Genomic DNA, 26,456 nt, shown 5'->3' with positions numbered 1-26,456 from the left:
GGCCCATTTTGTTGCCTCAGCGGCGGTTCTCGGCCGCCTTTGGCGAGGCCTTCGCCGGACCGACCCTCCCCTCCACGACGGTGATGGTGGTGGCGAGCAGTGCCAGGACTGCAGCGGGAACACCGAGCAAGGTGACCGGCAGCCACTCCTGGGCCAGACCACCGAATCCGCCACCGATCGCTACACCGAAGTAGATCGCGGAGGAGTTGAGACCAAGGAGCATTGGTGATGAGGCGGGCGCGAAGGTCACCAGCCGGTGTTGCTGCACCACTGAGGCCATCCCGTCGGTGATGCCCCAGATGGCGGCCCAGACGCTCGCGATGGCCAGGTTGCCAACCGTGAGTGGGCTGATCGCGAGCAGCACGGTGCCGCCGGCGAGTGCTCCGACTGCGACCCCGAGTACCGGACGCTTGTCCGCGAGATGGCCCGCGAAGAAGTTGCCAACCAGGACTCCGACACCCCAGACGAACAGAATCATGGTGAGGGCCTGGGGAAACGATCCGGTCGTGGCGCTGGCCGTCACTGCTGCGATGTAGGTGTAGACGGCATAATGTCCGGCCATCACCAGCAGCGTCACGACCAAAATGGAGAGCACCTGGGGCCGGCGCAGCGGAGCCAGGCGGGCCATAAGGCTTGTCGCCGGCAGCACGACCTTGGGCAACGCGACCGAGATACCGATCACGGCAACGACGCCAAGGGCAGCGACCGCCCACAATGTGAGGCGCCAGTCGATGCCGCCGATCAAGTTGCCCAGCGGCATGCCCAACGCGGTGGACAGCGTCAATCCACCGATGACCAACGCCATGGCACGCCCCCGGCGTTCGGGAGGCGTGATCGCGACGGCGGCGCTCGACGCTGTGGCGGTGATGGTGGCCGCCCCGGCCGCTGTGAGAATCCGGGCTGACAGCGCGATCGGGTAGCTCGGGCTGAGTGCGGTGACGACGTTGCCGACGACGAACACGATCAGCGCCAGCTGCAAAACCTTGCGACGATCCAGTGGGCTCAGCAGCCAACTCAGAATCGGCGCAGCGACAGCGAGCGTCAGTGCGAACACTGTCACCAGCTGGCCGGCGGCCGGGACGCCGACCTCAAGGTCGGCGGCGATGGCCGGCAGGAGACCGGCCATCACGAACGCGTCGGTGCCGACCGCGAAGGTTGCCAGCGCCAGCGGCAGCAACGGCCTCACGAGGGGTTCGGATCCCTTTGGTTCTGGCTCGCCGATCTCGGTGCGATTCAATCCTGGTCTCCGGCCTGTTCGGACAGGCTGAACTCCACGCCCTGATCGTCTGTGCAGTGGGCGTAGGCACCAGAGGGGATGCTGACCGGATCTTCTGCCGTGCCACCGAGTTCGCGCACCCGAGCAACGGCGGCGGTGATGTCGTCGACGGCGAAGAAGATGCGCGGGTGTCGTGACGAATCGTCGTGTGGCGATCCGCCCATCGGGTCGGGTCCCTGGATCATCGAGTAGCCCGGGAAGTTGCCCTCGTAGAACGTCCAGTCGAACAGCGAGCCCCAGAATCGCTGGGTTGCTCCGATGTCGGTGCTCGGCAGCTCGAAGTACGTGACCTGTCCACTCATGCCGTTCCTCCTATGTCAGTGTGCTGACATAGGAGTATGTCAGAATATTGACATGGAGCAAGAAGAGACCGTGGGCGACCTTGACCAGTCGGTGGGCTACGTCCTCAAGCAGGTGCAAGCCTCGCTGCACACCGCGATGGATGAGGTGCTGCGTCCACTGGGTCTCACCGTCGCCCAATACGCATGCCTCGAACTGCTCGGACGGCATCCGGGACTGTCCAACTCCGAACTCGCCCGCCGCGCCTTCGTCACCCGCCAGTCGATGAACCTCGTACTTCGCCGGCTCCAAGAGCGGGGCCTGCTCGCCAGGCCTGATCACGCCATTCATGGGCGGGCACTGCCCACCGAGCTCACCCGAGCCGGACAGTCGACGCTGCGCGAGGCCAGTGTCGCCGTGCGCGCCGTCGAACAGCAGCTGTTCTCACCGTTGTCCCAGGCGCAGCAGCGTCGGCTACGCGAGGACCTCGCCGCCTGCGCGGATGCTGCGATCGCCAACTAATCGACTCGTCACCCGCCCCAGAACGGCATCGTCCATGCCCTGGCCAACCCCATCACCGAACCTGGTCGTCGAGCGTGACGGCCAGCACCGCTCGAGCGAGACGGCCACGGGCGCGCCGGTCACGGTCTGCGCGCGCGACCCCGCCGATCCGCGCGGCGATGGCCCTGGCGCGCGACCCGATCCGGCGGGCGGACCTGGCTGGCAAGCTCGCCGCCGACTTTCCCCGTGTCGGGGATGGACCTGCAACGGAACCGTTTCGTACGGTAAGCGCCTTCCCGCAGGCCAGGGCGGACGTCTGACGGGGGCGGCCAGGGGTCGTCAGCGTACGTTCCGGTTCCGGCGCAGCTCGCTTGTGATCATGGTTTCGGGGTGGATCGGCTGGTGGGTGACGCCGGGTGACGGTGATCTTCGTGTCCGGAAGTCCTCGATGACGGACAAGATCAAATACAGGGTGTGGGGATCGCCTCGAGCCCTCGGAAGCGTCCGAAACTCACCGCACCACCGCGACGTCGGCCCGACTCCACCCGGTCGGCGCAGGCCGGGACCGCCGGGCTCGACGTCGACCGAGCGGCCTTCGGGCTTGAGGCCGTGTCACCACTGACCGGGCACACTCTTGGGGGTGTGCCCGGCAGCAGGTTCATCAGCCAGCGGAGGCGGCCACCAGCCTGCGCAGGGTCATCGGCTCGGTGAGGACGAGGTCCAGAACCTGCTGTGCGTGGCGGAAGTGCGGGGTGGTGAAGTGTTCCATGAGGGCTCGGGGGGTGGCCCATTCCTCGATCACCACCATGCTGGCGGGGTGGTTGGGGTCGGTATAGGTGCGGTAGGCCAGGCAGCCGGGTTCGTCCAGGGACGGTTCGATCATCGCCTCCAGGGCGGTGCGGAGCCGGTCTTCCTGGCCGGGCGCGGCCCGGCACTCGGCCAGGACGATGAGGGGCATCTCGTTCGCTCTCTTTGCATGATGGCAGGTGGCTACGGCCGGGCAGGGCCGGTACCGGCGCCTGAGGCGGCGATCGCGGCGGCGACCTCGTCCAGGTCTGCCGGCGCCAGGCGCACCGCGCCGGCTGCGATCCAGCCGTCGACCTGCTCCGGCTTGCGGGCGCCGACGATGGCTCCGGTGACGCCGGGCCAGGCCAGGGCCCAGGCGATGGCCACTTCGGCCACGTTGGTGCCGTGCCGTTGGGCGATCGGGCGCAGCGCGTCGGCCAGCCGGAGATTGGCCGACAGCCCCGTGGTGAAGTCCTGGTGGGCGGCGCGCCAGTCGTCGGCGGGCAGGCCAGCCGCTCGCTGGGCGGAGAAGGCGCCGGTGAGCAGCCCCGACTGGAGCGGTGAGTAGACGATCACGCCGGTGCCGTGAGCGTGCGCCCAGGCGATCTCGGCCGCGGCGGACCGGTTGATGGCCGAGAACGGCGGTTGGATGACGTCGACATGGGCGATCTGCTCAGCGGCCTGCAGCTGGTCGGGGGTGTGGTTGGACAGCCCGATCGCGCGGACCTTGCCCTCGGCCTTCAGGTCGGCCATGACCTGCCAGTACTCCTCCAGGGGCGTGGCGTTGGGCGAGACGGCACCGTAGCCGTCGCCGGCGTACTCCAGCGACTCGCCGGTGTCGGGCCAGTGCACCTGGTACAGGTCGATGTGCTCGACGTTCAGCCGGTGCAGCGAGTCCTCGATCTCGCGGCGGACGCTGGCCGGCTTCATGATCCGGCGGGGCGTGGCCTGCGGGTCGTCGGGGTCCCAGACCAGGCCGGCCTTGGTGAAGATGTACGGGCGGTCGGCCTCGGGCAGGTCGGCGATGGCCTTGCCGACCAGTTCCTCGGAGTGGCCGAGCCCATAGACGGCGGCGGTGTCGATCCAGTTGACGCCGGAGGCGACCGCGTGGCGGATCGCGGCGATCGACTGGGCGTCGTCGGTGGCGCCCCAGCCGAAGCGCCAGCCGGATCCCGACACCGCCCAGGAGCCGAAGCCCAGACGGGTGATGCCCATGCCCGTGGCACCGAGCGGCCGGGTCGGCACGTCAGTGGTGCTCATGTCGCAGTGCTCCCTGTGAGATCAGGGCCAGGCACCCTCTGGGGTGTCTGGCGCCGGAACCGTTCCGGCGCACATCACTGTGGTCTGGCGGAAGCGGCCGACCCAGTGCCCGCCGCTGCCTAGGTATGGCGTGACCAGGCTCCGGAGGGCGGCAGCGGAACCGGGACCGGGATACTGGGCACATGGCACTGGACAGACGTGCGGAACTGGGTGAATTCCTGCGATCGCGTCGGGCCCGGCTGCGGCCCGAAGAGCTGGGCCTGCCCGACTACGGCGGCCGCAGGCGCGTGCCCGGGTTGCGGCGGGAGGAACTGGCTCAGCTGGCCGGGGTGAGCGTGGACCACTACGTCCGGCTGGAGCAGGGCCGTACCCTGCACTTCTCCGAGGCGGTCCTCGATGCGGTCGCCCGCGCTCTGCGGCTGGACGCCGTCGAACGTGACCATCTGTACCGCCTGGCCCGCCCCTGGTCCGAGGCCGACCGCGCCGACGCCGAGCCCCCGCTGCAGCGCGTACGGCCGGGTCTTCGCCGCCTGCTGGATTCCTCGGCCGACGTCCCGGCCTACATCGTCGGCCGCAACACCGACGTCCTGGCCTGGAACCACCTCGCAGCGGCACTGATCACCGACTTCGCAGCGCTGCCGCCACAGCAGCGCAACCTGGCCCGTCTGGTGTTCCTGGACGAGGGCATGCGCAGCCTGTACGCCGACTGGCGCGGCAAGGCCGGCGACGTGGCCGCCTACCTCCGGCTCGATGCCGGACGCCACCCCGAGGACACGCGGACGGCAGCCTTGATCGACGACCTGTCGGCCGCCAGCCCGGAATTTCGCGAGGTGTGGGCGAAACACCGGCTCAAGGACAAGACCCACGGACGGTACGTCTACCAGCACCCCGTGGTCGGCAGGCTCGACCTCGGATTCGAGACGCTCCGGCTCCCCGACGACCCCGACCAGGCATTGATCGCCCACACGGCAGAGGAAGGATCCCCGTCCCAGACAGCGCTCCACCTGCTGGCGGCCTGGGCCCAACAGAGCAGCCTGACCGTGAGCTGACGACCCGGCCTTGCAGCCACCCGTCGGCGGTTCCGTAAATCGCCGCGAAGCTGACAGTCAAGGCGATCGGGCTACCGCAGGAACTCGCCAACGGGTGCACGATGGACAGCGGGAAGGACCTCGTCTCGAAGGGCCGCGACGAGGACCGGTTCTCACGTGGCTTAACGGCCTTCAAGCGGCTGACCAGCTAGTTTCGCTCGACAACTCCAGATAACTTCGGTACCGGGTGTTCCCTCGTACCGAGGGTGTCTACCAGGAGTCGTCCTCATCGAACTCCTCCTCGTCCTCGTCGCGGGCGGCGGGGACACGCAACTTCCGGGTTGCGACGGCGCCTTTGGCGGAGTCGGCGGAATCCACCGTGGTTTCCCGTGGACATTGATGTGTTTCCGCATGAAAGACTGAGGCGGGCGACGTCTTCATCCCGCACGGGATACCCCTGGGCGCGTAACGTGTTCAACGCGGCGTCATATAGACCGTATTCCAGAGAACCACGCAATTCAAACAATGCCCAGCGCGCCCAGCTGGTCCTCCATGCCTTCCCGGTATCTCTGGAACACCTCGCGGCGGCGGCCGTGAAATATCTTCTCGGCCAGTGCGTGGTGGAGGTTGCGCATCGGCCATGCGGATCTCGGCCATGGCGTTGAAGACGTCCATGGATGCGTCGGCCTGAGTTGGCCTGTCGTTAACGAAGCTGCCACGAAGTACATCGGTTGGTCGCTAGTCCAGGTCAGAGCGGCCTTTCGTGAGCGGCTGCCAGGTCATTTGCTGTTTCCGAGACGTGTCCAATTGGATGCGGTAAGTATTGGTCCGGATCTCGGGGGTTCGTCTGCGGTGGCCGGCCACGCGCTGTCGGTGACCCCTGGGAGAGAGCCCTGTGCCATGGCGCGTGTCGTCGATGAGGACGAGCTGATCGGTCATTGGACCCTGCTCGATGAGGAGATGGAACTCCTGGCCGGCCGTCGAGGGCCGACGAAATTGGCCTTCGCGCTGATGCTGAAGTTTCACCAGCTCCACGGCCGGTTCCCGCGCGGTCGCGCCGAACTGCCGGACGAGGCGGTCGAGTATGTTGCCGCCGCGGTGAAGGTCCCGGCCGCGGACCTGGGGCTGTATGAGTGGGACGGGCGTACCAGCAAGGCCCACCGGACCGACGTCCGCACCTTTACCGGTTTCCGCGAGTGCAGCGTGGAGGATCAGGACAAGGCGGCTGGGTGGCTGGCTGACAAGGTGTGCCAGTCCGAGCGGCGTGCCTACCGGGTTCGCGCGGCGCTGCTGGCCCATCTCAAGGATGAACGGATCGAGCCGCCGTCCAGGCAGCGGCTGCAGCGGATCGTCGGCTCCGGGCTGGACCAGGCCGAGAAGACGCTGACGTCGCGCGTCTCCTCACATGTTCCTGCGAAGGTGGTCGAGCGGATGCTGACGCTGATCGCCCGCCGTGCCGGTGACGACACGAGACCGGAGGTCGAAGAGGAGCGGCAGGCCCCTGAGGGGAAGCCGCCGGAAGCGGCGGAGGGCGAAGGCGTGGACGTGTTCGCGGTGATCCGCGAGGAGCCCGGCAACGTCAGCGTCACCACGATGGAGAAAGAGGTGTTCAAGCTCGGCGCGATCAAGGCGATCGAGCTGCCCGAGGATCTGTTCGACGACATCGCGCCGGGTGTGCTGCTGGCGTGGCGGGCGCGGGTGGCGGTGTCCTCGCCCAGTCATCTGCGGCGGCACGGCGATGAGCTGAAGGTGACGCTGCTGGCGGCCTACCTGCACTGCCGGCGGCGGGAGATCACCGATGTGCTGGTGGATCTGCTGATCACGACGGTGCAGCGGATCAATGCCCGCGCCGACACGAAGGTGACAGAGGAGTTCGTCGCGGAGCTCAAGCGGGTCTCGGGCAAGGAGAACATCTTGTTCAAGATGACGCAGGCCGCGTTGGAGGCGCCGGAGGAGACGGTCAGCGAGGCGATCTACCCGGTGGTGCCCGGCGGTGTGGACACGCTGGTGGCGTTGTGGCACGAGTACACCAGCAAGGGCAGCACCTACCGTCAGCATCGGCAGCGCGTGTTCAAGGCCTCCTACACCAACCACTATCGGGCAGGGCTGATCCAGATCCTGGAGGCGCTGGAGTTCGGCTCGGCCAACACGGTGCACGCGCCGATGATGACCGCGCTGGCCCTGATCAAGCGGTACAAGGCCGAGACCACGCACCGCACCAAGTACTACGCGCTGGGCGAGACGGTGCCGGTGGAGCAGATCGTGCCGGCGGAGCTGGCCGAGTTGATGTTCCGCACCGACAATAAGGGCAACCGCCGGATCTTGCGCAGCGTGTACGAGTGCGCGGTGTTCCAGACGCTGCGGGAGAAGCTGCGGTGCAAGGAGATCTGGGTGCACGGCGCCTACAAGTGGCGCAACCCCGACCTGGACCTGCCAGCCGATTTCGAGGAGCGGCGGGTGGAGAATTACGCCAGGCTGCGCAAGCCGTTGGACGCCAGACGGTTCACGGGCGAGCTGCTGGAGGAGATGGACGCCGAACTGTCGGCGCTGCACGACGCCCTGCCCGGCCTGCCATGGCTGGAGATCGTCGAGCACAAGAAGGGCGGCGCGATCCTGCTGTCGCCGCTGGAGGCGCTGCCGGAGCCGCATAACCGCTACGCCACGCGATCCGGCAGGGCACCGCCTCCACCGAGGCGCTGCTGCGGCGCTTTCAGGGCGAGACCACTCACCCGGCGTACTCGGCGATGCTGGAGGTCGGCTGCGCCCAGAGAACCATCTTTCTCGCGCGCTGGCTCCGAGATCGCGATCTTCAACATGAGACCGAGTCGGGGTTGAACGTGGTGGAGAACTACAACGGGGTCAATGACTACATCAGGTTCGGCAAGCGCGGGGAACTCGCTTCCAACCGGCGTGAGGAGCAGGAACTGGCCATGCTCTGCCTGATGATCTTGCAGAGCAGTCTCGGCTACATCAATCTCCTCATGATCCAAGACACGTTCGCCGAGCCGGAATGGGACCAGGTGCTCACCGACGTCGACCGGCGCGGCCTGACCCCGCTGTTCACCACCAACATGACACCGTACGGAACCGTGCAGTTGAGGCGTGATCGCCGGCTGGATCTGACCGGCCCGCCAGTGCCCCCTCCACCGGCCGAAGGACAGGGGTGAGGGCTCGGCCCTCAGAATGTGGCGGAACGGCGCCGTACGACAAGCCCGCTCGCCCAGCTCACTGGCAGCAGGTGAAGAGTGGCGGCGAGGCGGGCCGTTCTGGTCAGACGTTCGGGGGGTGCCTCGGCCTGGTGTCCGAGGCAAGGGGCCGGCGGTGGCCTGCATGCGCGGCCTATCACGATCGGGTTATCGGGCCGGCCGGTTGTGGTGGTGCAGGCTCGCCGACGGCGCCGCCCTACCGGCGACCATCGTCATTTGGTGCCGGTTTGTGGGGGGATCGGCGGGAAGTGCGGCGCCGCAGGCGTTCGGCGGCCTACGATCGGGTTGCTGGCCAGTCCGTGGTGCGGTGGGAGGGCGTGTGGCGGAGCTTGGGTTACCTGAGGCGATCGAGCAGATCCGACAGGAGCTGCGGGAGGCGATCGCCGCAGGCGCCGATGCGGACATCCAGTTCCCCGTCGGGGAGGTGACGCTGGAGTTTCAGGTCGGGTTGACCAAGAGCGGCGAGGGCAGCGGCAAGGTGAAGGTGTGGGTGCTGGAGGCCGGTGCCGGCGGGAAGGTCGAGCATGAGCGGGTGCAGAAGGTGACCGTCGTGTTGCAGCCGCCCGTCGACGCGCAGGGCGATCCAGTCAAGGTGGCCCGTCGCTCGTCCGGCAAGCCGGGCTAGCCGGAGGGGCAGGGTCGTGCTGGTGGCGATCCAGGACCGGTTCGTCGAGGTGATCGCCCAGATCACCGTCGGCCAGAGCTCTCGGGCCCGGACGGAGTGGCGGGTCGCCTCGGGTTTCCTGATCGACGGCCGCCACGTTCTGACCTCGCTGCACGCCGTCGCCGACGGCGCGATCGAAGTCCGGCGCGCCGTGCCCTGGCCCGATGGCCCGAAGCGGAGCTGGCGGGCGCGGGTGCTACTGCGCGGCGAGGTCGAGCACGCGGATCTGGCCGTGCTGGAGTTGGCCGAGGACACGCCGGAGGCGATCGGGCGGCTGCCGCTGATCGCTTTCGCGCGCGTCGCCGACCGCACCGAGCGGCTGGAAGTAGTCGAGGACTGCGGCGCGGTCGGGTTCCCACGGTTTCTGGAACGCGGCCACGGCGCGTCGGTGGTCCGCCAGGCCGCCCAGATCAGCGGCCGGATCCCGGTCTCGCAGCGGCCGGGGCCGGGGCTGCTCACCCTGCAGACCGGTCATCGCCCCGAGGGGCCGCCGCTGCCCTCGGCCGGTACCGCGCTGGCCAGGTCGGCCTGGTCGGGCATGTCCGGGGCGGCGGTGCTGGCCGGCGACTGCGTGATCGGGGTGGTGTCGGAACACGCGCCGCGCCACGGCGCCTCGGACCTGACCATCGTGCCGATCACCCTGATCGACACCCTCCCCGACCGCGACGCCTGGTGGACACTGCTCGGCGCCAGTCCCGGTCGGCTGCGCACGCTGCCCGCGGCGTGGAAGGGGATGCTGGCCTGGCTGACGTGGATAGTCAGCGTCGTGCTGATCGCGGTGATCGGGGTCGTGTTCACCGGCTGGTTCAACGCGCGGGGAGCCGACACGATCGACCGGCTCAGCGGGACTGGCCCGCTCGCGATCGAGCACGTCTCCATCAATCATGCGGAGCACGACAGGGCGCTCCGCAAGGCCGTGACCGATCCCGACGATCGGGCAGCGCTGCTGGGCACCTCGTCAACCGCGCAAGACGCGCTGCTGGCGCGTTACCAGGAAGCCCCGATCGGCAGTGTGGAGGTGACCGTCGTGCTGGTCGGCAGGGTCAGCAGCATGCGCATCGTGAACATGCGGCCGCAGATACTCAAGCGGTTGCCTGTGTCGCGGGGCGCCTGCCTGCCGCGGCCCAGACAAGGAGAGGTCCCGACGGTCGAGATAGCCGCCGACCTTGATCACCCGTCCCCCCGGTTCACGCCCAAGGACAAGCCCGATACCTCGTACTTCCGTGAAACCCAGATCGATCTCAAACGCGATGAACGGGTGACGTTCAGCATGACCTTCCGCGCCGAGAAGGCCTTCTATGAGTTTGAGCTCGTGCTCACCGTGGCGGCGGGGAACCATGACGAACACATCGTGGTCAGGGCTCCCGGCGGTGGCCCGTTCCGGTTGACCGGCCGGTCCGACGACGGCTATGACGCGTACTACGAGGATTCTCCGCTGGGCGGCTTACGGGTGGTTCACCATGACGCCTGCTGATTCAATTCTGCGGCGACCCGGCGGCGATGGGATGGTGAGCGTGCGTGGTGCGGGTGCCGTCATCGTGTTGCTGGCGGTGCTGCTGGTGACCGGCTCGGTGGCGGCCGGGGACGATCCGCAGTTGCCGCTGGCGGAGGTGGGATGGCGGGCGGCGTGGTCGATGGCCGTCGATCCCGTCATGACGCCGCATGATGACACGCCGATCGCGGCGGTGTCGGCGCACGGTCTGGTGGTGGCGACGCGGCAACGGACGGTAGAGGTCCGCGATCCGCGGACGGGCGCGGTCCGGCGTGTGGTCGCGGCGCCTCGCGAGCCGACCGGCCTTGGGGCGGCCGCCGGGATGCTCGTCATGGCCACGAAGGCGCCCAGTCCGGCGCATCGGTCCCTGCACGGGTACAAGCTGGCCGACGGCGAGCACGTCTGGAAGCAGACGATCACTGATGTGGTCGAGAACGAGGGGCCGCCGATCATGGTGACCGAGCACGCGGTCGTGGTCGTCGGGCGAGAAAAAAAGGGGACGGTGCCCGTACGGTCCATTGACGTGCGTGACGGGCGGACGCTCGCCCGCGTGGTCCGTCCCGTCGGCTGCCAGCCGTCCTCCCAAGGCGCCACGACGCGGTTGATCGTGTTCGCCGAGCAATGCCCGGACGGCGTACGGGTCACGGCAATGGACCCGAACACGTTGCGGCAGGTTTGGACGCGCCCGCTGACGTCGCTGCGCCGGCCAGGGGGTGACGCGGACGACGCGGACAGTTCGCCCGGCGTCGAGCTCCAGGTCTCCGCCGAGGGGATCACACAGGTTTGGGTGGACGGCGACGACCTCGGCTTCACGGACGACTTCGTCTTCACGTTCACGCAGGACGGGCAGCTGCTGCCCGCTCTGAGCGCACGGCCCACGCTGGACTCCCCGCTCGACCGCTGGAGCCAGCCCCTCCAGCGCCTGGAGTTCGGCGAACCTCCTGCTCCAGCGGCCGAATTGGAGGGGTTCGACAGCGCGCGGCCGCTGCCCGCGTACCTGACGTCGATCGAGTCCGGCAGCGGCCGTCTGGGCGCCTTTCCCCTGGATATCCCGGCTTCGGCCGGTCAGCTCCTGGGCACGGCCGGCGACCTGGCCTTCGTATACGTCAAGGACGAGAGCAGCGGGCACATCACGGCGTACCGGCGGGTTCGCGGGCATCTGCCGGGCCCGGCCGCGCTGGGCGGGGTCGATCCCGCCGCATGGCCGGACGCCTGTACGCTGCTGACCGCTCATGACCTGCGGATCGTGGCCGACGGCTACCGGCCGGTCCCGTACCGGCGGGCGCTGGGGGACCTGACGTGGCCGAAGCCGGCCACCTGCGACTGGATTCCCCCCACCGACAGCGGCGCGGTGGTCTCGGTGTCGGTGGCCTGGGTGGCGAGATCGAGCGCTGAGGCGCGGGCGCTGTTCGACGCCGCGGTGAGTGAGCTCAGGCGGGACTGCGACGATACCGCCAGTGTCGACTGCGACTATGACCCCGTCGCCGATGGCGACGGGCTCTTCTCGGCGATGCCGGACAAGTACAGCGTGGGCCGGAGAGGCAACACGCTGGTCAACGTGGGACCGGTCATCGCCGAACTGAACACCGACAGCCCGAGCGTGCTGCGGCTCCTCGCCCCGCGCATCCGCGCCAATCTGGGGGGCTCGGGCCGCGGGCGTCCGGCGCACGGGAGCGGGTGGAGCCATGTCACCGACTCGTGGCTTCGCGACGCCCCCGTGGTGGATGGCGGGGTCGTGTATGTCATGGACGCTGATCACGAGGGCGGTCGTTACAAGTTCTACGCGCTGGAGGAGGCCACGGGGCGCCCGCGGTGGACCGTGCCCACCTGTGTGTGGTCCGTCTTCGCGGTGGCGGACGGGGTCGTGTACGGGACAGCAGAGGAGAGGACCTACGCGATCGACGCCACCACGGGCCGCGAGCGGTGGCGTTATCAGATGACGTCCAACGATGATGCCGTACTCGGGCGCGACCATGTGTACGTCTTTGGCGAGAATGGGGTCGTCGCCCTGGACAAGGCCACCGGGCGGCAGCGGTGGCGGTACCAGGAGCGCGGGAATGAGGACATCGGCACTCTGTCGGAGGTCGGCGGTCTCCTGTACGCCAGCGGTGGCGGAGGCGTCGTCGCGCTGGACCGGATGTCAGGGAAGGTTCGGTGGCACCGGGCAAGGCTCGGCGGCAGGGCGATGGCGGTGAACAAACGCGCGGTCTACGCCGGGGACGGCGACGGCTACGCGTACGCGCTGGATCCCGCCACGGGAAAGACCCGGTGGCGTACCCGGCTGTCCGGCTCGATCGGCTCGGTTGTCATCGCGGCCGGCGGCACGGTGTACGTCACCGGTGAGGGCCGGACGTACGCGCTGGACGCCACCATTGGAAAGCGCCGGTGGAGCTTCCTGGGCGAGCCCGTCCAGGAAGATTCCGGGAGAGTGGCCACCACCCAGGACCTCGCGTACATCCTCGGGCCTGACAAGCGACTGCTGCACGCCCTGGACTCCGCCTCCGGCGTGCAGCGGTGGAGCCGGGCCCTGCCCGACGACCCCTCGACCGAGGTGGTAATTCGTGGCGAGGCGGGGTATGTCGGCGACGAGGAGGGGGTGCTGCACGCCTTCGACGCGGTCACCGGGACGGACCGGTGGAGCTTCCAGACAGGTGCCAAGCACATCATGGTCGGACCCGTGGTGGCGGGCGATCACATCTATGTAGGCGGCTCGAACGGCATCCTGTTCGCCCTCAGCGCGGCGGACGGGACCGCCGGCTGAGAGCGGATCTTGGCGCGCAAGCCCGTTGCCGCTGACCATTCGCCAACCTGCACGACGATGTTCGTGACAGTGAGGCAGGGCAGGCGAAGGAGCACAGTGGATCATCTTGCCGCACGCGTGTTCGGCTTCCGGGAGACCGGATTCCCGCATCGCCACGCAAAGTCCTCACATGGCCATCGGCCGGCTGGACCGGTTCTTAGATAACTGTTGTTATCTGGCAAGATAGCGATCACTGGCATAGCGCGAGCTGGGCCGCCGCCGTCCGGCGCGCACGCTTCGCTTCCGGTTATCTGGCAACTTCGCGGATGGTGGAGGTCGGCAAGGTGGATCCGGTCATCGCCGAGCAGCTCGGCAGCTCCCACCCGCTCGCCCGGCACCTCGACGACTTCCTCACTGACCTGGCCAACGCCGGGAGGTCGGCGCACACCCGGCGCTCCTACCGCGGCGACCTGATCGCCTTCGCCGCCCACCACGGCGACGAACTCGCCGAGCTGACCGCGACGCCGGTCCGCGCGTTCCTGGCCGAACTCACCGAGCTGTCGCCGGCCAGCCGCAAGCGCAAGCGCGCCGCCGTCGCCTCCTTCGCCAAGTGGGCCGTCCGCCACGACCTGCTGGACGCCAACCCGATGGACCACATCGACACCGTCAAGGTCCCGAAGGCCCTGCCCCGTCCCGCCAGCGCGGCCGACGTGGCCAAGGTGCTGGCGGTGATCTGCTCACGGCGGCCGCGCAAGGAGACGCCACTGGACCGGCTACGGGATCGGGTGCTGTTCGAGACCGCCTACGTCTGCGGCGCCCGCGCCTCCGAAGTGTGCGGCCTGCACGTCGAAGACCTCGACCTGCGCCTGGACGACGAACACGTCCGCATCCACGGCAAGGGCGGCAGCATGCGCACCGTCCTGCTCGACGACCGCGGCTACGTCGCCCTGCTCAAGCTCTACCTGGCCCGCACCGGCTACACCGCCGGGCCGCTGTTTCGCGCCTCCATCAACGGCCGCGGCGGGCCGCTGTCCTATGACGCCGCCCACCACCGCTGGCAGAGCTACTGCGCCCAGGCCCGTGTTGAGATCGACATCCACCAGCTGCGCCACGCCCACGCCACCGAGCTCATCAACGCCGGGGTGTCCATCGAGGCCGTGCGACGCCGGCTCGGGCACGCCTCGACCGAAACGACGCAGCTGTACGCGCTGCTCAACGACAAGATCGCCGACACCGAGATCCGCGCCGCCCGCCGACGCCGCGACCGAGCCGCGCATTGATCGCACAGTTGGCCACTTCCGATTCAGGCTGCTCTGAGCAGGGATAACGCAATCGCGTGTACCTGGTGACAGCTTCGTTAACGACAGGCCGAGTTCCGTCATGGGCTGCGGGCCCGCTGGGCGAAGGCTCCCCGTTCGGCGTGCATGGCGTCGTCGTATTCGCGCTGGCGGTGGCCTGGCCTGCCCGAACCGGAGAAGGGCGGCGTCGGCTTCGCCATCCGCTCCGCACGAGGGCAGGTGAGCCTCCGATGGTGGGCGCCCGGCCGGTTCGAGGGCGAGGCGGTGATTCTGGGCATCGACCACCCTCATCACCCCATGGCCCGGCTGCAACGCACCAGCAACGAGGCGATGCTGCGCGCGATGGCGGACGTGTTGTACGCCGCCGGGTTCACCATGACGCTGCGGCCCGGCGTGGACAGCCGAAGTGAGGACGAGGCCCGGGAGCAGAGGCGCACCAGATGCTGCGCCGCTTCACCCGCGAGCACCCCACCTACCGGGCCATCGAGGAGCTCGGGCGGGTGATCCGTACGGTGTTCATCTGCGACTACCTCGCCGACGAGGAGTTGAGGCGGGAGATCCACGAGGGCCTGAACGTGGTGGAGAACTGGAACTCCGCGAACAAGGACATCTTCTACGGCAAAGCTGGCGACCTGACCGGCGATGACAAGGAACACGTCGCCGTATGCCTCGGCCAAGCGGGTGTTCTGGATCGTGGACAACGGCTCCTCCCACCGTGGCAGGGCCGCCGCCGACCGGCTGGCCGACCGCTTCCCCAACGCGGTGATGATCCACACGCCCGTGCACGCCTCCTGGCTGAACCAAGTGGAGATCTTCTTCTCCATCGTGCAGCGCAAGGTCGTCACACCCAACGACTTCACCGGCCTTGACCAGGTCGAAGACCGGCTCATCGCCTTCGAGCGCCGCTACAACGAGACCGCCCGGCCCTTCCGATGGAAGTTCACTCCAGCCGATCTCGAGGACCTACTGGCCCGGATCGAGCGGCACGAACAGAAAAGAGTCGAACTCCCAGCAACCCGCCGGCTGCGACCATCAGCCTGCCGTACTCGCCTCAGCCGCGTAACCCCCGAAGGATTTGCGAGCGAGACCACTTAGTCGTGGTGGTCCCAGCGGTTGCTGGCGCCGGGGGTACTTGGCCGCAGGCGCTCCCGCCCCCCGCAGGACCGAGCGACAGTGACGTTCTCGAACGAGCTCTCCGTGGATGCGTAAAGCCCGACGCCGCCGCTGCGCACAACGGTGTCGCGACCCTTCAGGATCTGAACGTCGTTCAACGTCACGGTGATGCCGTCGCCGTGAATCGCCGCACCCAGTCGCACGGGACCTGTCAACGGGTTGCTGATGGATGCCGTGGCCACTGTGACGGGACCCGACGCGTGAGCCTCGCGGATGATGCTCGCGTACTGGGTTCCGTTGCTCGTCTTGCCGACGTGGATCCGATACCCGTACGCGTCCGTGGTGTCTCGCAGCGAGATTCCTGCGTTACCGACAGATCCGTCGATCGTGACCGTGGTCTCCACGACATAGTCGCACGCCTCGGAGAAGCGCGCCGGCAGTGTCGAGTCGGCCAGTACGTGCGCCCGGCCACCGGCAGGCGGCGTGAGGTGCAACTTGCCCGAGGCGACGGACACAGACCCTGTTATTCCTCGCCAACTGGCCTGATCGAGCCCTTCCCTGATCACGATGTTGTCGAAGGTCGCGGCCCGCCGATGCGTAAAGGCAGCGGCACCACCCGTCGGCAACTGTCCGTCGTCCGCGGAGATCGACGTATCGCCGACTTTGGCGCTCAGATGCCTCCCGATCGCGGATACGACCAGCTTGTGCGGGACGTTGGCGCCGATCGGCAGTGCGGTCTCCGCGAGAACCTCGGTTTTCGAGTCGTATATCTTCACGAGCTTCAGCGTCGCTCCCGACGTGGAGTTGAGCACTTCGGCCCGGTAGTAGTTGCGGGAATCGTGGTAGCGGAACGCGAGACCGGTACGGGCCGTCGTCTGGCCGCGTACCCCGGGAACGATGTCCGCGGCCATAACCACGTCATCGGGTACGTCCTGCAGCGCCGCGAACGACACCATGTCCGCAGTCGAGGTCTGTGCCAGCTGCGTGTCTGGCTGTGCGCCGGTCAACGCCCAGGTCCCCTGGACCGGCGTCCAGCCGCCAAAGGATCCGTTGAAGTCATAGACGGTGCGGTCCAGGCTGGCATCGTCGAACTCGTCGTTGAGCACGGGTGCCGGGGCAAAGTGTTCCTCGAGTGACACGGTAATGAGGTTGCCCGTGCGGGTGAACGCGATCGGGGTGTTGTTCACCTTCACCGCGTTCGCGTTCGGCGCGTTGATGGAGAGCGTGCCGGTGAACGGGTCCCCAAGCGAGATCCGGGCGGTCGCGCCGCGCAGTTCCACACTGATATCGGACACCGGTGCGGATGCGCTGATAACGGTGTTATCTTGGTCGATCAGCGACGACCCTCTGGTCAGCGCGTACCTGGTAAGCCCGCCGCCCGAAGCACGCTCGAGGTACGCGGTCTCGGCGTTGGTCGTGGCGGCCCCGAACGCCCTCGACGAGGGAGTCGCCTCGCGCGAAAGGTAGAAGCGTCCGGTCGCGTTCGGCAGGGCGATCTCCATCGCCGTCGCCACGGAGTGACTCACCCCGGGCATGGCGATGCGCTTCGCCGTCACCGAGGGCGCCGCGCCGGCCTTGCCGGGAACCACGACCGTGTCCAGTCCCGTCGGCCCGGTGGAGGACCAGTCGTACGACAGGTAGTCGACGTTGGTGAGTACCTGCTCGCCGACGCGTACGGCGCCATCCTCGTGGACCCTGGGGGTTACCGCGGCGCCGGCCGTTGCCACCGGGATGAGCTGCACGCCGGCAACGGGTGCGGCTCCGAGCACGGTGTCGAACCCGACCGTGGCGACCTTCGTAGTCGGATTGACGGTCACCGGATCACCGGGGAAGTGCCAGAGCTGCCGGTAGTTGTGCGCGGCGGTGTCACCGGTGAGGTCGTCGGAGACCACCCAGAAGCCGGGCTTGACGAAGTAGACCGCGCGATCGTGCGCGACCGGCCGGTAGCCCATCGCCGCACCGCGGTAGATGTCGAGGCCCGCGTTCGAGCGCCACAGCGACGTTGTGCGGGGGACGCCGGCGGTCTGCGGGAGTCCGTCGACCTCGATGGTGTTGTGCGCCTCGGTGGTACGGCGCATCCAGTCGTTCGTCGGAGTCGCGCTGTAGTCCCCCACCCCGGAGTCGACGATCAGCGGACGCCCGTACGCCGCCATCACCAGGCTGAGGTCGTCCGGATGCCGATGCGAGGCAGTGTAACTGGAATTCTGGTTGTTGATCAGCATGTACCGGGCATCGGCGTCCCACCCGGAACGCTGAACCGCGAAGCTGATCGGAAACACCGTGGACGACAGCGTCGGGGCGGTCCCCTCCGTTCGGCCGGAGGCGACCCAGGTGAAATCGGGCCAGGAGTTGCGTACACCGCTCCTGCGAATGGCCGACGTACCCGCGTAGTTGTTCGGCGTGTCGCCAATCGCCGCGGGTTCAAGATTCGGCTGACGGGTCGCGAACAGCGAATCCGCGATCCAGTCCGCCCCCTGGACGAGCGAATCAGGAACGGTTCGCCCGTTGGCATCCGCGACTGCTATGACGGAGTTGAGGATGTCCGCCACGTATGCCTGATAGTTGAACGCCGGCTCGCGGTACACACCGTCGCCCTTCACGTGCGCGCGCAGGAACCGCTCGATCGAGCGCACCGCGAACCACTCCCAGCCAGGCGATGACGAGAACTCGGGCAGAAACACGGCTGCCGCGTGGACGGAGCGGGCCATCGACACGTACCAGTTGTTTCCGACATGTATCTGCATCACGTCGACGAGGAAGTCCGTCGTGGCGTGCACACCGGACAGGTACGCCACGAGATCGCTCGCGTCGATGCCAGGATCGGTCCGGAACACGGAAAACGCGCCGACCAGCTGGGCGAGCCGCTTGGCCGCCGACAGGTTGCGGCCCTGCGGCCAGCTCTGATTGTCGGCGAAGAAGTCCAGCGAGATGTCCATCCACGCCGCCGCGTACGCCGCACGCTTCGCCGGGTCACTCTCGGACACGTAAGCGAATGTCAGTTTGGGCATGAACGTGAGGTCGCTCATCAAAGTCTGCGCGCTGCCCGGGGTGGTCTGCGTCCCACCCCAAAGGTCCTGCCAGTCGATGTCGATCCGCTGCTCGGCGCTGTTGTAGAAGTTGCGGGTCTCGGCGCCGAACCGGAAGATCCCCGCCGCGAGCTCGTCGGGGCCCGAGTCGCCACCGCCCAGGCCCTCGGCCGGAGCCGGGTAGTGGACGTCGGCGCGGCCCGCGTAATAGACCCTGAGCTCGCTCGCGGCGCCCGCTTCATCACCGGCGGCTAACTTAGCCGCCACCGCGCCGAGCCCCGGGCGCGTCAGGTCGAGCAGCCCGCCGAGATCCGACATGTCGGCGGCCGCGGCGGCACTGCCCGGCGACAGAAACGCCGCCACCAGAGCCAGCACGACCGCCGCACGGACCCGACCACGCGTGTACCGACGAAACTTGCTCCGTCTCACCACTGTCTTCTCCCTAAACCCGTGAGAGTGTTAGCTGAGTCCAGCGCGTCAGCCACCCGCCTGCTCCTCGTACTCGGCCTTGATCTTGTTGCCCACCCGGTCCATGAACTTCGTGATGGCCGGCTGCCACGCCGAGACGGGCTTGTTCCCCAGCTGGATCTCCAGCAGCACCGAGTCCAGTTCCTGCTGCTCGCTGGCACCCTTGCTGGCGGCGGTCTCCGAGTACAGCCCGAGGGTCGGGTCCGCGACGGCAAGCGGGACGCCGGCGACCTGGTGGTCGTGCTGGTCCTGTACGGCCTGGCGGTTGCCCGGCTCGTAGATGACGGGCGATGCTTCGGCGAGGTACCGCACCGGCAGGAATATCTGGCTGCGCCCGCCCTCGGTGAGGGTCGGGTCGGAGCCGTTGCGGTTGAACGTCTGGCCCTCGACGCCGTACCGGAGGGCCAGGTACTCGCTGCTGCCGAAGGGTGAGCACAACCAGTCGAGGACCTTGAGGATCTGCTTGATCCGGTTGGCGTTGTCGGTCTTGGCTACAGCGGTGAAGCTGGACAGGGTCGGGCCGGGCGTGCGTACCTGCGTTCCTGTGCCGTCGCGGGTGGGCGAGAGCATGCCGGTCAGGCGGAAACCGGGCACGTCTTTCGCCTGGCCGTAAAACTTGCCCCACCCGGCGTACCCGCCGATGGTGAACGCGGTCGTGCCGGCCAGCATCCACGCGTTGCGCTTCGTGTTGGGCGCGCCCGCGTGGTCGGGATGCATCACCCCCGACTTCATCAGCTCGACGGTGTTCTCGAGGGCCTGCATGAACTGCGGTGTCGTCCCGGAGTGGGTGAAGACGCCACCTTCGGCCTGCCAGGCGCCGGTGCCGCCGGGCCAGTTGCCGGTGATCCCGTTCATCTCAAGGATCGTGTTGAACGGGATCTGTCCGAACGCCCACCGACCGGCCCGCTCGTCGGTCAGCGCGGCCGCCATCTCCTTGAACTCGGCCCACGAATTGGGCTGGAGGCTGAGTCCTGCCTTGGCCAGCAGGTCGGCCCGGGTGTACAGCACGGTGCCGACCCGTGCCCGCGGCACGGGGATGCCCCAGATCCGCTGGTCGTAGACGGTGCTGCGCCAGGCATCGGTGGGCAGGGCGGCGAGGTTCGGGTAGGCGAGGACCGCGTCCCCGGACAGGTACTCGGTGAGGTCGGTGAATGTCGCCTTCAGCATGGCCGGCATCTGCTGGACAACGCCCTGGACAGCCACCATGTCGGGCAGATCGCCACTGGCAATGGTCGTGGCGACCTTGCTCTTGTAGTCGGTCGAGGGGACGTACGCGATCTTCAGTTCGGTGCCGAGTTTGCTGTTGAGGTTCTGCCAGTAGGGGTTCGAGCCGAGCGCGGGGGCGATCGGGTCGTAGGTGTACGTCAGTGCCGTGACGGCTTCGCCCTGCACCGGTTGTGATGCGGCGCTGGAGGCGGTCGGGTAGGTGAAGTATCCCGGCGACACCCCGGCCGGCTCGGCGGCCAGGTCGGGCGTGGCCGCGGTGACGGGCTTGTAGGTGGGCAGCTTGACCGACCCGGTCGAGCTGTTCGGCGAACTCGGGCTGCCGTCGCCGCAGGCCCCGAGCAGCGGGGCCAGCCCCGTTGCCGCGCCGAGTGCCAGGACGTGGCGGCGGCTGAAGGTGGGTGCCATGACGTCTCCTTTCCACATTGCGTGGACGACCGGTCAGCCTTTGACGGCGCCGACCATGAGTCCCTTGGCGAAGTGCTTTTGGATGAAGGGGTAGATGCCCAGGATGGGCAGGACGGAGATGACAAGAATCGCCATCTGGACGGAGATTTGTGGTGGCAGGTTCTCCAGGTTCGAGCTGAGCTGGTCGGACCCGATCGGGGTGTTGTTGACGACGTAGGTGCGCAGCACCAGTTGCAGCGGCCACTTTTCCGACGACTGGAGGTACAACATCGCGGAGAAGAAGGCGTTCCAGTACGCCACTGCGTAGAACAGCCCGATCACGGAGACGACCGCCTTCGACAGTGGCAGTACGATCCGCAGCAGGATGCGCATCTCCCCGGCACCGTCTATATAGGCGCTTTCCCGCAGCTCGCCTGGGATTCCCTGGAAGAACGCGCGCATGACGATGACGTTGAACGCGTTCACCAGCACCGGCAGGATCAGTGCCAGGTAGCTGTCCAGCAGGCCAAGCTGTTTGACCGTCAGGTACATCGGGATGATGCCCGGGTTGAACAGCAGGGTGAACACCGTCATCAGCAGGATCGGCTTTTGCAGCAACGAACCTGGCCGCGACAGCGCGTACGCCAGAGCGATCGTGGTGACGAGGCTGAGTGCCGTGCCGACCGCGGTGATGCCGGCGCTCACCAGCAGCGCACGGGTGACGACTCCTCCGGACAGGACGGCCCGGTAGGAGTCCAGCGTCGGTTCGTTCGTCCACAGCACGAAGCCGCCCGCCCTGTTGATCTCCTCCGGGGAGGCGATGCTGGTGATGAGCACCGCCCAGAACGGAACCAGAACCGCCAGGCAGCCCAGGCCGAGCACGAGTCCCCGCGCACCGAACCCCAGCTTGCTGGGCTCGCCCATCCAGACCGGACGCTGGCTGCGGCCCGAGCGTGGCCGCCGCGGCCCTGTGCCCGCGGCGGGGCGCGCCACGGACACCGCAGTCGGCACAGGTCGGCTCGTCACTTGGCGTACACCCCCTGCTCGCCCAGGGCGTGGGCCAACCGGTTGGCGCCGAGCACGAGCGCGACACCGACCATGCCTTTGATCAGCCCCACCGCGGCCGCGGTGCCCCAGTCGCCGCCGACGATCCCGTGGTTGTAGACGTATGTGTCGAGTACTTCGCTGGCACCGGCACCGACCTGTGCCTGCTGCAGGATGATCTGCTCGAACCCGACGGACAGCGTGTCACCGAGCCGCAGAATCAGCAGCAGGACGATCACCGGGCGGATGTAGGGCAGGGTCACGTGCCACAGGCGGCGAGCTGCCGAGGCGCCGTCCACCACCGCGGCCTCCATCTGCGCCGGATCCACTCTGGACAGTGCGGCGAGGAAGATGATTGTCGACCAGCCGGTGTCCTTCCAGATCACCTGTGATGTGATCATGAGTTTGAACAACTCGGGTACGCCGACGATGTGGAACGTGGACAGGTCGGCCGAGCGCAGCCAGGCGTTGAGCATCCCGCCGTTGCCGAACATCTGCTGGAACAGGGCAACCACGATGACCCAGGACAGGAAGTGCGGCATGTAGAGGATCGACTGGGTGAGGCGTTTGAGCCGTTCGCTGATGGTCGCGTTCAGGATCAACGCGAGGCAGATCGGCAGCGGGAACACGAAGACCACCTGGATCAGCGTGATGATCAGTGTGTTGACGAGTGCGTTGAGGAACACCGGGTCGCCGGTGAGCACCGGCTCGAAGTTGTCCAGCCCGACGTACGGGCTGTGCCAGATTCCGAGGAACGGCTGGAAGTCCTGGAACGCGATGATGTTCCCGCCGAGCGGCAGATAGTGGAACAGCAGCAGCGCCGTGACCCCGGGAAGCGCCAGCAGCAGCAGGACCCGGTCGCGCCGCCAGCGATCGCGCAGGCTATGCATCGCCGGTCTCCACCGGTGTAGGCAGGCCGATGGGCTGGCCCGCGACGCAGGCTTGCACCGCCGCCCGCAGCCGGTCGTCGGCATTGGCCGCGACCCTCCTGCTCCGGGCGACCGCGGGCGCCGGGTCGGTGGCGATGTCGGTGACCGCCGCGACGACCGTCGCCGCGGCACGATGGTCGAGCTCGATCACCAGGTCTGGGGCGCCGAGGTCGGCGAACATCTGAGATTTCGTGGTCTCGGTCGGCTGCCGAAGGTAGATGGTCGGGATCGCATGTCGTGCGGCCAGGATCGGCGAATGACACTCCATGCTGACCACCAGCGACGAGACGGCGTAGACCCCGGTCGCCTCCTCCAGCGGCCAGTACCGGTCCAGGAGCCGGACCTGACCGAGCGTCTGTGGACTGAGCAGGCTGGGAAGCTGCTCGTGAGCGAGCTCGACGGCATAGCTCATCTCGGGCACCACGACGGCCGGGAGGCCGCTGACGCGTACCCAGGTCTCGATCGCCGCCGCCAGCACCGCCAGGTCGTGCGTCACGGTGGCCCGGTTGACCGCGTCGCGCCGCATCTGCTCGCGGGTCGGTTCCGTGCCGTAGATCTTCGCATAGGGGGCGTAGCGCAGCCGCGGAACGAAGCAGGCGAACCGACCGGGCTGCAGGCCGAAACCCTCCAGCAGGCGAGCGGCGGCGACGGCGTCAGTGTGGTCGAACGCGAACGTGCCATCCGGCCCGAAGGCGAGGTCGGGCCCGGTTATCTTCTGGCCGCGCAGGGTGGCCAGGGTCAGCGTTTCGCGGCAGTACACGAAGTCGGCGCTGTCGAAACGGTCCTTGACGTCGTCCTCGAGATAGGACGGTGGGAGCAGATCGACCATCTGTGCCAGCTCCGGCAGCGTCGCCATGGTCGGTGGGCACAGCGGATCCACGGTGACCCCGAAGTACCCATACGGGCGGCCCACGTGCTCGCGCCACCAATCGATCTCGGTGCTCTGGAAGGCGTCGGCGCCCGATCCGTGCATTAGGACGTCCGCGCCGTCGATGGCGGCGGCCAACTCCGGGGTGCTCGGCCCGTCCCCGCCGAGAGTGCCATCGACGACGCGCACGTCGGGAAACGCGTGCCGCAGCATGGATCGTTCGCGCTCCTCCAGCCGCACCGGCCAGAGGATGACCTCGACCTCGGGGGCGAACCGCTGAAACGCCCGCACCACGCCAGGGGAGTGAGCCACGTCGCCGATGTTCACCGTCGCCCAGGAGGACCGCAGGAGGACGGTGCGACGTGTCGATGTCATATATGCTCCTTGTTGACGTAACGTTAATTCAAAATAGGGATGGTGAGACGTTACGTCAAGAACCGAGTAGGCTTTCACCATGGCAACGCAACGTGACGTCGCACGGGCGGCTGGGGTGTCGCTCGCCGTGGTGTCGGCGGTGGTCAACGGCACGAGCCACACCCGGATGAGGGAATCCACCCGCACCCGGGTGCTCCAGGCGATGCAGCAATTGGGCTACCAGCCGAACCAAACGGCGCGCTCGCTGCGGCTCAACCAAACCGACATGATCGCGATGATCCTCAACAAGATCGACAACCCGGTCTACGGACCGCTGCGGCATGGGGTCTACGAGGCGGCGGCGGAGCACGGCGCGACGGTCCTGCTGGGCGATGCCGAGACGATGCGCTTCGGCAGCCGGTTCCTGACCCGGCTGCTCAGCCAGGGCACGGTCGACGGTATCTTGATCCGCGGCGAAGGGCTGCTGGACGACGACGTGATGGCTGAACTCCGCTCCCACCCCAAGCCGATCCTCATCCTGGAACATGCAATGGACCATCCCTGGATCGACGTAGACGATCGCCGCGCGGGCGAGATCGCGACGCGGTTCCTGGTCAACCTCAGCCACCGCCACATCGTCTTCGTCGGGGGTTTGGGATACCTTTCCCAGCAGCGCTACCTGGGCTACCAGCAGGCGATGGACGCCGTCGGCCTGACACCGGCTCCGCACCTGGCCACCGGGTTCGGTGAGCAGGCCGGCGCCGACGGGCTCCGGCAGGCCATGCAGGCGGCAACCGCGCCGACCGCCATCGTCGTCAACAACATCATGAGCGCGGTCGGGGTCCTGGCCGCCGCACGCGACCTCGGCATCGCCATCCCCGACCAGCTGTCGGTGGTCGGCATCCACGACGTCGACCTGATGCAACACCTGCGCCCGGCTGTCACCGCAGTCCGGATGCCCATGTACCAACTCGGCCGGGCCGGCGTCGAGGCGCTTTACGACCTGATCGCGGGGCGGCCAAGCGCAGGCGGTGTCATCACCGACCCCGAACCCGAACTGGTGATCCGTGACTCAGCGACTGCTCTGACCCGGATCCGCGATTAGCGTTCGCATGATCGCCCGCGGCTCATATCGATTGTCGTCAGCCTATGTGACGGGCCCGGGTGGCTATGATCGGTGGCGCTGTAACTGCGGGAATGCTGGGCAGTGCCGGCCCGCGTCGGCGAGCGTGGAGGGTTTCCGGTGATGTAGCCGCTGTCAAAGCTCGATTCAAAACGCTGTCAGTTCATCGGGCGGTCCGTTGTGGGTCCGCTGCGCGACCGTGCGACGACGCTCCCGGTCCGACCGGGTCACCTGCCGACGAAGGCCAGCAACGCCTCGTTGACCTCAGTGGCGTGCGTCCACAGCAGCCCGTGCGGCGCCCCCTCGATTTCGACGTACTCCGCCTCGGGGAACGCCTCGTGGAAGGGGCGTCCGGTGGAGTCGATCGGGAGGATGTTGTCGTTGGTGCCGTGCAGGATCAGTGACGGCTTGTCGGCGGCGCGGACTGCGGCCACGTCCTCGCGGAAGTCTTCGATCCAGGCGGGCACCACCGCATAGGCGGCGACCGGTGCGGAGGTGGTGGCGGTGTTCCAGCTGGCGGTGACGACCTCCTGGCTGATTCTGCTGCCCAGGTTCTCGTCCAGGTTGTAGAAGTTCTTGTAGAACTGGGTGAACCAGGCGTAGCGGTCGGTCCGGGCGGCGTCGGCGATGCCGTCGAACACCGACTGCGGCACTCCGGTGGGGTTGTCATCGGCCGCCACCAGGAACGGCTCCAGCGACGCAAGGAACGCCAGCTTGGCGACCCGCTCGTGGCCGTAGATCTTCACGTAGCGGGCGAGCTCGCCGGTGCCCATGGAGAACCCCACGAGGATGACGTCGCGCAGGTCCAGCGTCTCCAGGAGGGTGTTCAGGTCGGCGGCGAAGGTGTCGTAGTCGTAGCCGCTGCCGACCTTGCTGGATTGGCCGAAGCCGCGGCGGTCGTAGGTGATGACCCGGTAGCCGGTGGCCAGTAGCTCGCGGGTCTGGAGCTCCCAGCTGTGCCCGTTCAAGGGGTAACCGTGGATGAGGACGACCGGCTGACCGGAGCCCTGGTCCTCGTAGTACAGCTCGACGCTGGTGCTGTTCTCGGTCTGGACCGTGATGTAGCCCATCAAGTCACTCCTCATCTGGAGAATTTCTCGTTCTCGCGATCACATCGTGTTGATCACCGGTGAAAACCGGGGACCCGGGTCACGCCGACGCCGCCCCGGTGGCGTTCACGCGGCGCCGACGCCCCGCGCTTGTCGTGCCCAGCGGCGGCTTGAAGGATTCCCTAAGCAGGACAAAGCTCCGAAGGCTTCTCAGTAAGACGGCGGCCGCCCCCTCTTAACCGCTCGGCCCACCGGATCTCTACCGCCCCCTGCTCCACCGGTAACGGGGGTGGACCTGCAACGGAACCGTTTCGTACGGTTCCGTTGCAGGTCCACCCCCG

Annotated in this window: 20 protein-coding genes and 3 pseudogenes; 12 read left to right on the top strand and 11 right to left on the bottom strand. The window is 67.7% G+C overall.

The features are described from left to right. Positions 1 to 16 precede the first annotated feature (16 nt). Both MBA17_RS09440 and MBA17_RS09435 read right to left on the bottom strand, forming a co-directional pair. Positions 17 to 1,237 (bottom strand): MFS transporter, encoded by a 1,221-nt coding sequence (locus MBA17_RS09440; RefSeq protein WP_238495922.1) that lies wholly within the window; start codon positions 1,235 to 1,237, stop codon positions 17 to 19. After that, positions 1,234 to 1,578: a VOC family protein gene (locus MBA17_RS09435; RefSeq protein ID WP_238495921.1), complete on the bottom strand. Its 345-nt coding sequence runs from the start codon at positions 1,576 to 1,578 to the stop codon at positions 1,234 to 1,236. The genes MBA17_RS09440 and MBA17_RS09435 overlap by 4 nt, the downstream gene beginning before the upstream one ends. A gap of 52 nt (positions 1,579 to 1,630) precedes the next feature. On the opposite strand from MBA17_RS09435, the gene MBA17_RS09430 reads away from it, so the two are divergent. Beyond that, positions 1,631 to 2,077 carry a MarR family winged helix-turn-helix transcriptional regulator gene (locus MBA17_RS09430; protein WP_238495920.1) on the top strand — a complete coding sequence of 149 codons (447 nt, stop codon included), beginning with the start codon at positions 1,631 to 1,633 and terminating at the stop codon, positions 2,075 to 2,077. Positions 2,078 to 2,717: 640 nt separating this feature from the next. Here MBA17_RS09430 and MBA17_RS09425 read toward each other — a convergent pair. Next, positions 2,718 to 3,014 (bottom strand): putative quinol monooxygenase, encoded by a 297-nt coding sequence (locus MBA17_RS09425; protein WP_238495919.1) that lies wholly within the window; start codon positions 3,012 to 3,014, stop codon positions 2,718 to 2,720. A gap of 32 nt (positions 3,015 to 3,046) precedes the next feature. Continuing rightward, positions 3,047 to 4,102, bottom strand: a complete 1,056-nt coding sequence (locus MBA17_RS09420; protein ID WP_238495918.1) for an aldo/keto reductase — start codon at positions 4,100 to 4,102, stop codon at positions 3,047 to 3,049. Between the two features lie 182 nt (positions 4,103 to 4,284). Here MBA17_RS09420 and MBA17_RS09415 point away from each other — a divergent pair, with 182 nt between their 5' ends. Further along, positions 4,285 to 5,151 (top strand): helix-turn-helix transcriptional regulator, encoded by an 867-nt coding sequence (locus MBA17_RS09415; protein ID WP_455432727.1) that lies wholly within the window; start codon positions 4,285 to 4,287, stop codon positions 5,149 to 5,151. Between the two features lie 362 nt (positions 5,152 to 5,513). On the opposite strand, the pseudogene MBA17_RS09410 reads toward MBA17_RS09415, so the two are convergent. After that, a pseudogene (locus tag MBA17_RS09410) lies at positions 5,514 to 5,750 on the bottom strand (Tn3 family transposase); the annotation flags it as partial. A gap of 280 nt (positions 5,751 to 6,030) precedes the next feature. Here MBA17_RS09410 and MBA17_RS09405 point away from each other — a divergent pair. The 9 genes and pseudogenes from MBA17_RS09405 to MBA17_RS09365 form a co-directional block, all read left to right on the top strand. Beyond that, positions 6,031 to 6,426, top strand: a pseudogene (locus MBA17_RS09405) (DUF4158 domain-containing protein); the annotation flags it as partial. 1,370 nt (positions 6,427 to 7,796) lie between these two features. After that, the gene (locus tag MBA17_RS09400) at positions 7,797 to 8,297 is read left to right on the top strand and encodes a Tn3 family transposase (RefSeq protein ID WP_455432737.1); all 501 of its coding nucleotides are present in this window, start codon (positions 7,797 to 7,799) and stop codon (positions 8,295 to 8,297) included. Between the two features lie 358 nt (positions 8,298 to 8,655). Further along, the gene (locus MBA17_RS50330; RefSeq protein ID WP_238495917.1) at positions 8,656 to 8,961 is read left to right on the top strand and encodes a trypco2 family protein; all 306 of its coding nucleotides are present in this window, start codon (positions 8,656 to 8,658) and stop codon (positions 8,959 to 8,961) included. A gap of 16 nt (positions 8,962 to 8,977) precedes the next feature. Continuing rightward, entirely contained in the window at positions 8,978 to 10,474 is a 1,497-nt protein-coding gene (locus MBA17_RS09390; protein ID WP_238495916.1) for a trypsin-like peptidase domain-containing protein, read from the top strand. A 40-nt stretch (positions 10,475 to 10,514) separates the two neighbouring features. Further along, positions 10,515 to 13,253, top strand: coding sequence for an outer membrane protein assembly factor BamB family protein (locus MBA17_RS09385; RefSeq protein WP_238495915.1), 2,739 nt, complete (start codon positions 10,515 to 10,517; stop codon positions 13,251 to 13,253). A gap of 305 nt (positions 13,254 to 13,558) precedes the next feature. Then, on the top strand, positions 13,559 to 14,512 hold the full coding sequence (locus tag MBA17_RS09380) for a tyrosine-type recombinase/integrase (protein ID WP_238495914.1): 954 nt from the start codon (positions 13,559 to 13,561) through the stop codon (positions 14,510 to 14,512). Between the two features lie 144 nt (positions 14,513 to 14,656). Beyond that, positions 14,657 to 15,034, top strand: coding sequence for a hypothetical protein (locus MBA17_RS09375; protein WP_238496262.1), 378 nt, complete (start codon positions 14,657 to 14,659; stop codon positions 15,032 to 15,034). Further along, positions 14,956 to 15,174, top strand: a pseudogene (locus MBA17_RS09370) (Tn3 family transposase); the annotation flags it as partial. The gene MBA17_RS09375 and the pseudogene MBA17_RS09370, both read left to right, overlap by 79 nt. Then, the gene (locus MBA17_RS09365) at positions 15,173 to 15,625 is read left to right on the top strand and encodes a transposase (RefSeq protein WP_238495913.1); all 453 of its coding nucleotides are present in this window, start codon (positions 15,173 to 15,175) and stop codon (positions 15,623 to 15,625) included. The pseudogene MBA17_RS09370 and the gene MBA17_RS09365, both read left to right, overlap by 2 nt. Here the strand turns inward: MBA17_RS09365 and MBA17_RS09360 are convergent. From MBA17_RS09360 to MBA17_RS09340, 5 genes are all read right to left on the bottom strand, one after another. Beyond that, the gene (locus MBA17_RS09360; protein ID WP_238495912.1) at positions 15,622 to 19,044 is read right to left on the bottom strand and encodes an alginate lyase family protein; all 3,423 of its coding nucleotides are present in this window, start codon (positions 19,042 to 19,044) and stop codon (positions 15,622 to 15,624) included. The two genes, MBA17_RS09365 and MBA17_RS09360, sit on opposite strands and share 4 nt — an antisense overlap. Before the next feature lie 102 nt (positions 19,045 to 19,146). Further along, positions 19,147 to 20,769 (bottom strand): extracellular solute-binding protein, encoded by a 1,623-nt coding sequence (locus MBA17_RS09355; protein ID WP_238495911.1) that lies wholly within the window; start codon positions 20,767 to 20,769, stop codon positions 19,147 to 19,149. Positions 20,770 to 20,802: 33 nt separating this feature from the next. After that, positions 20,803 to 21,672 (bottom strand): carbohydrate ABC transporter permease, encoded by an 870-nt coding sequence (locus MBA17_RS09350; protein WP_238495910.1) that lies wholly within the window; start codon positions 21,670 to 21,672, stop codon positions 20,803 to 20,805. A gap of 98 nt (positions 21,673 to 21,770) precedes the next feature. Next, positions 21,771 to 22,682, bottom strand: coding sequence for an ABC transporter permease (locus tag MBA17_RS09345; RefSeq protein WP_238495909.1), 912 nt, complete (start codon positions 22,680 to 22,682; stop codon positions 21,771 to 21,773). After that, on the bottom strand, positions 22,675 to 23,964 hold the full coding sequence (locus MBA17_RS09340; RefSeq protein ID WP_238495908.1) for a polysaccharide pyruvyl transferase family protein: 1,290 nt from the start codon (positions 23,962 to 23,964) through the stop codon (positions 22,675 to 22,677). Before MBA17_RS09340 ends, MBA17_RS09345 begins: the two co-directional genes overlap by 8 nt. 79 nt (positions 23,965 to 24,043) lie before the next feature. On the opposite strand from MBA17_RS09340, the gene MBA17_RS09335 reads away from it, so the two are divergent. Next, the gene (locus tag MBA17_RS09335) at positions 24,044 to 25,048 is read left to right on the top strand and encodes a LacI family DNA-binding transcriptional regulator (protein ID WP_238495907.1); all 1,005 of its coding nucleotides are present in this window, start codon (positions 24,044 to 24,046) and stop codon (positions 25,046 to 25,048) included. A 245-nt stretch (positions 25,049 to 25,293) separates the two neighbouring features. Here MBA17_RS09335 and MBA17_RS09330 read toward each other — a convergent pair whose 3' ends face one another. Beyond that, on the bottom strand, positions 25,294 to 26,136 hold the full coding sequence (locus tag MBA17_RS09330) for an alpha/beta fold hydrolase (RefSeq protein ID WP_238495906.1): 843 nt from the start codon (positions 26,134 to 26,136) through the stop codon (positions 25,294 to 25,296). Between the last annotated feature and the right edge of the window lie 320 nt (positions 26,137 to 26,456).

The sequence above is a fragment of the Dolomitihabitans soli genome, assembly GCF_022213955.1.
In the GTDB taxonomy this organism is placed as follows: domain Bacteria; phylum Actinomycetota; class Actinomycetes; order Streptosporangiales; family Streptosporangiaceae; genus Streptosporangium_A; species Streptosporangium_A soli.
Note: the sequence above shows the minus strand (reverse complement) of the source record. Positions and strands in the feature narration are given on the sequence as shown.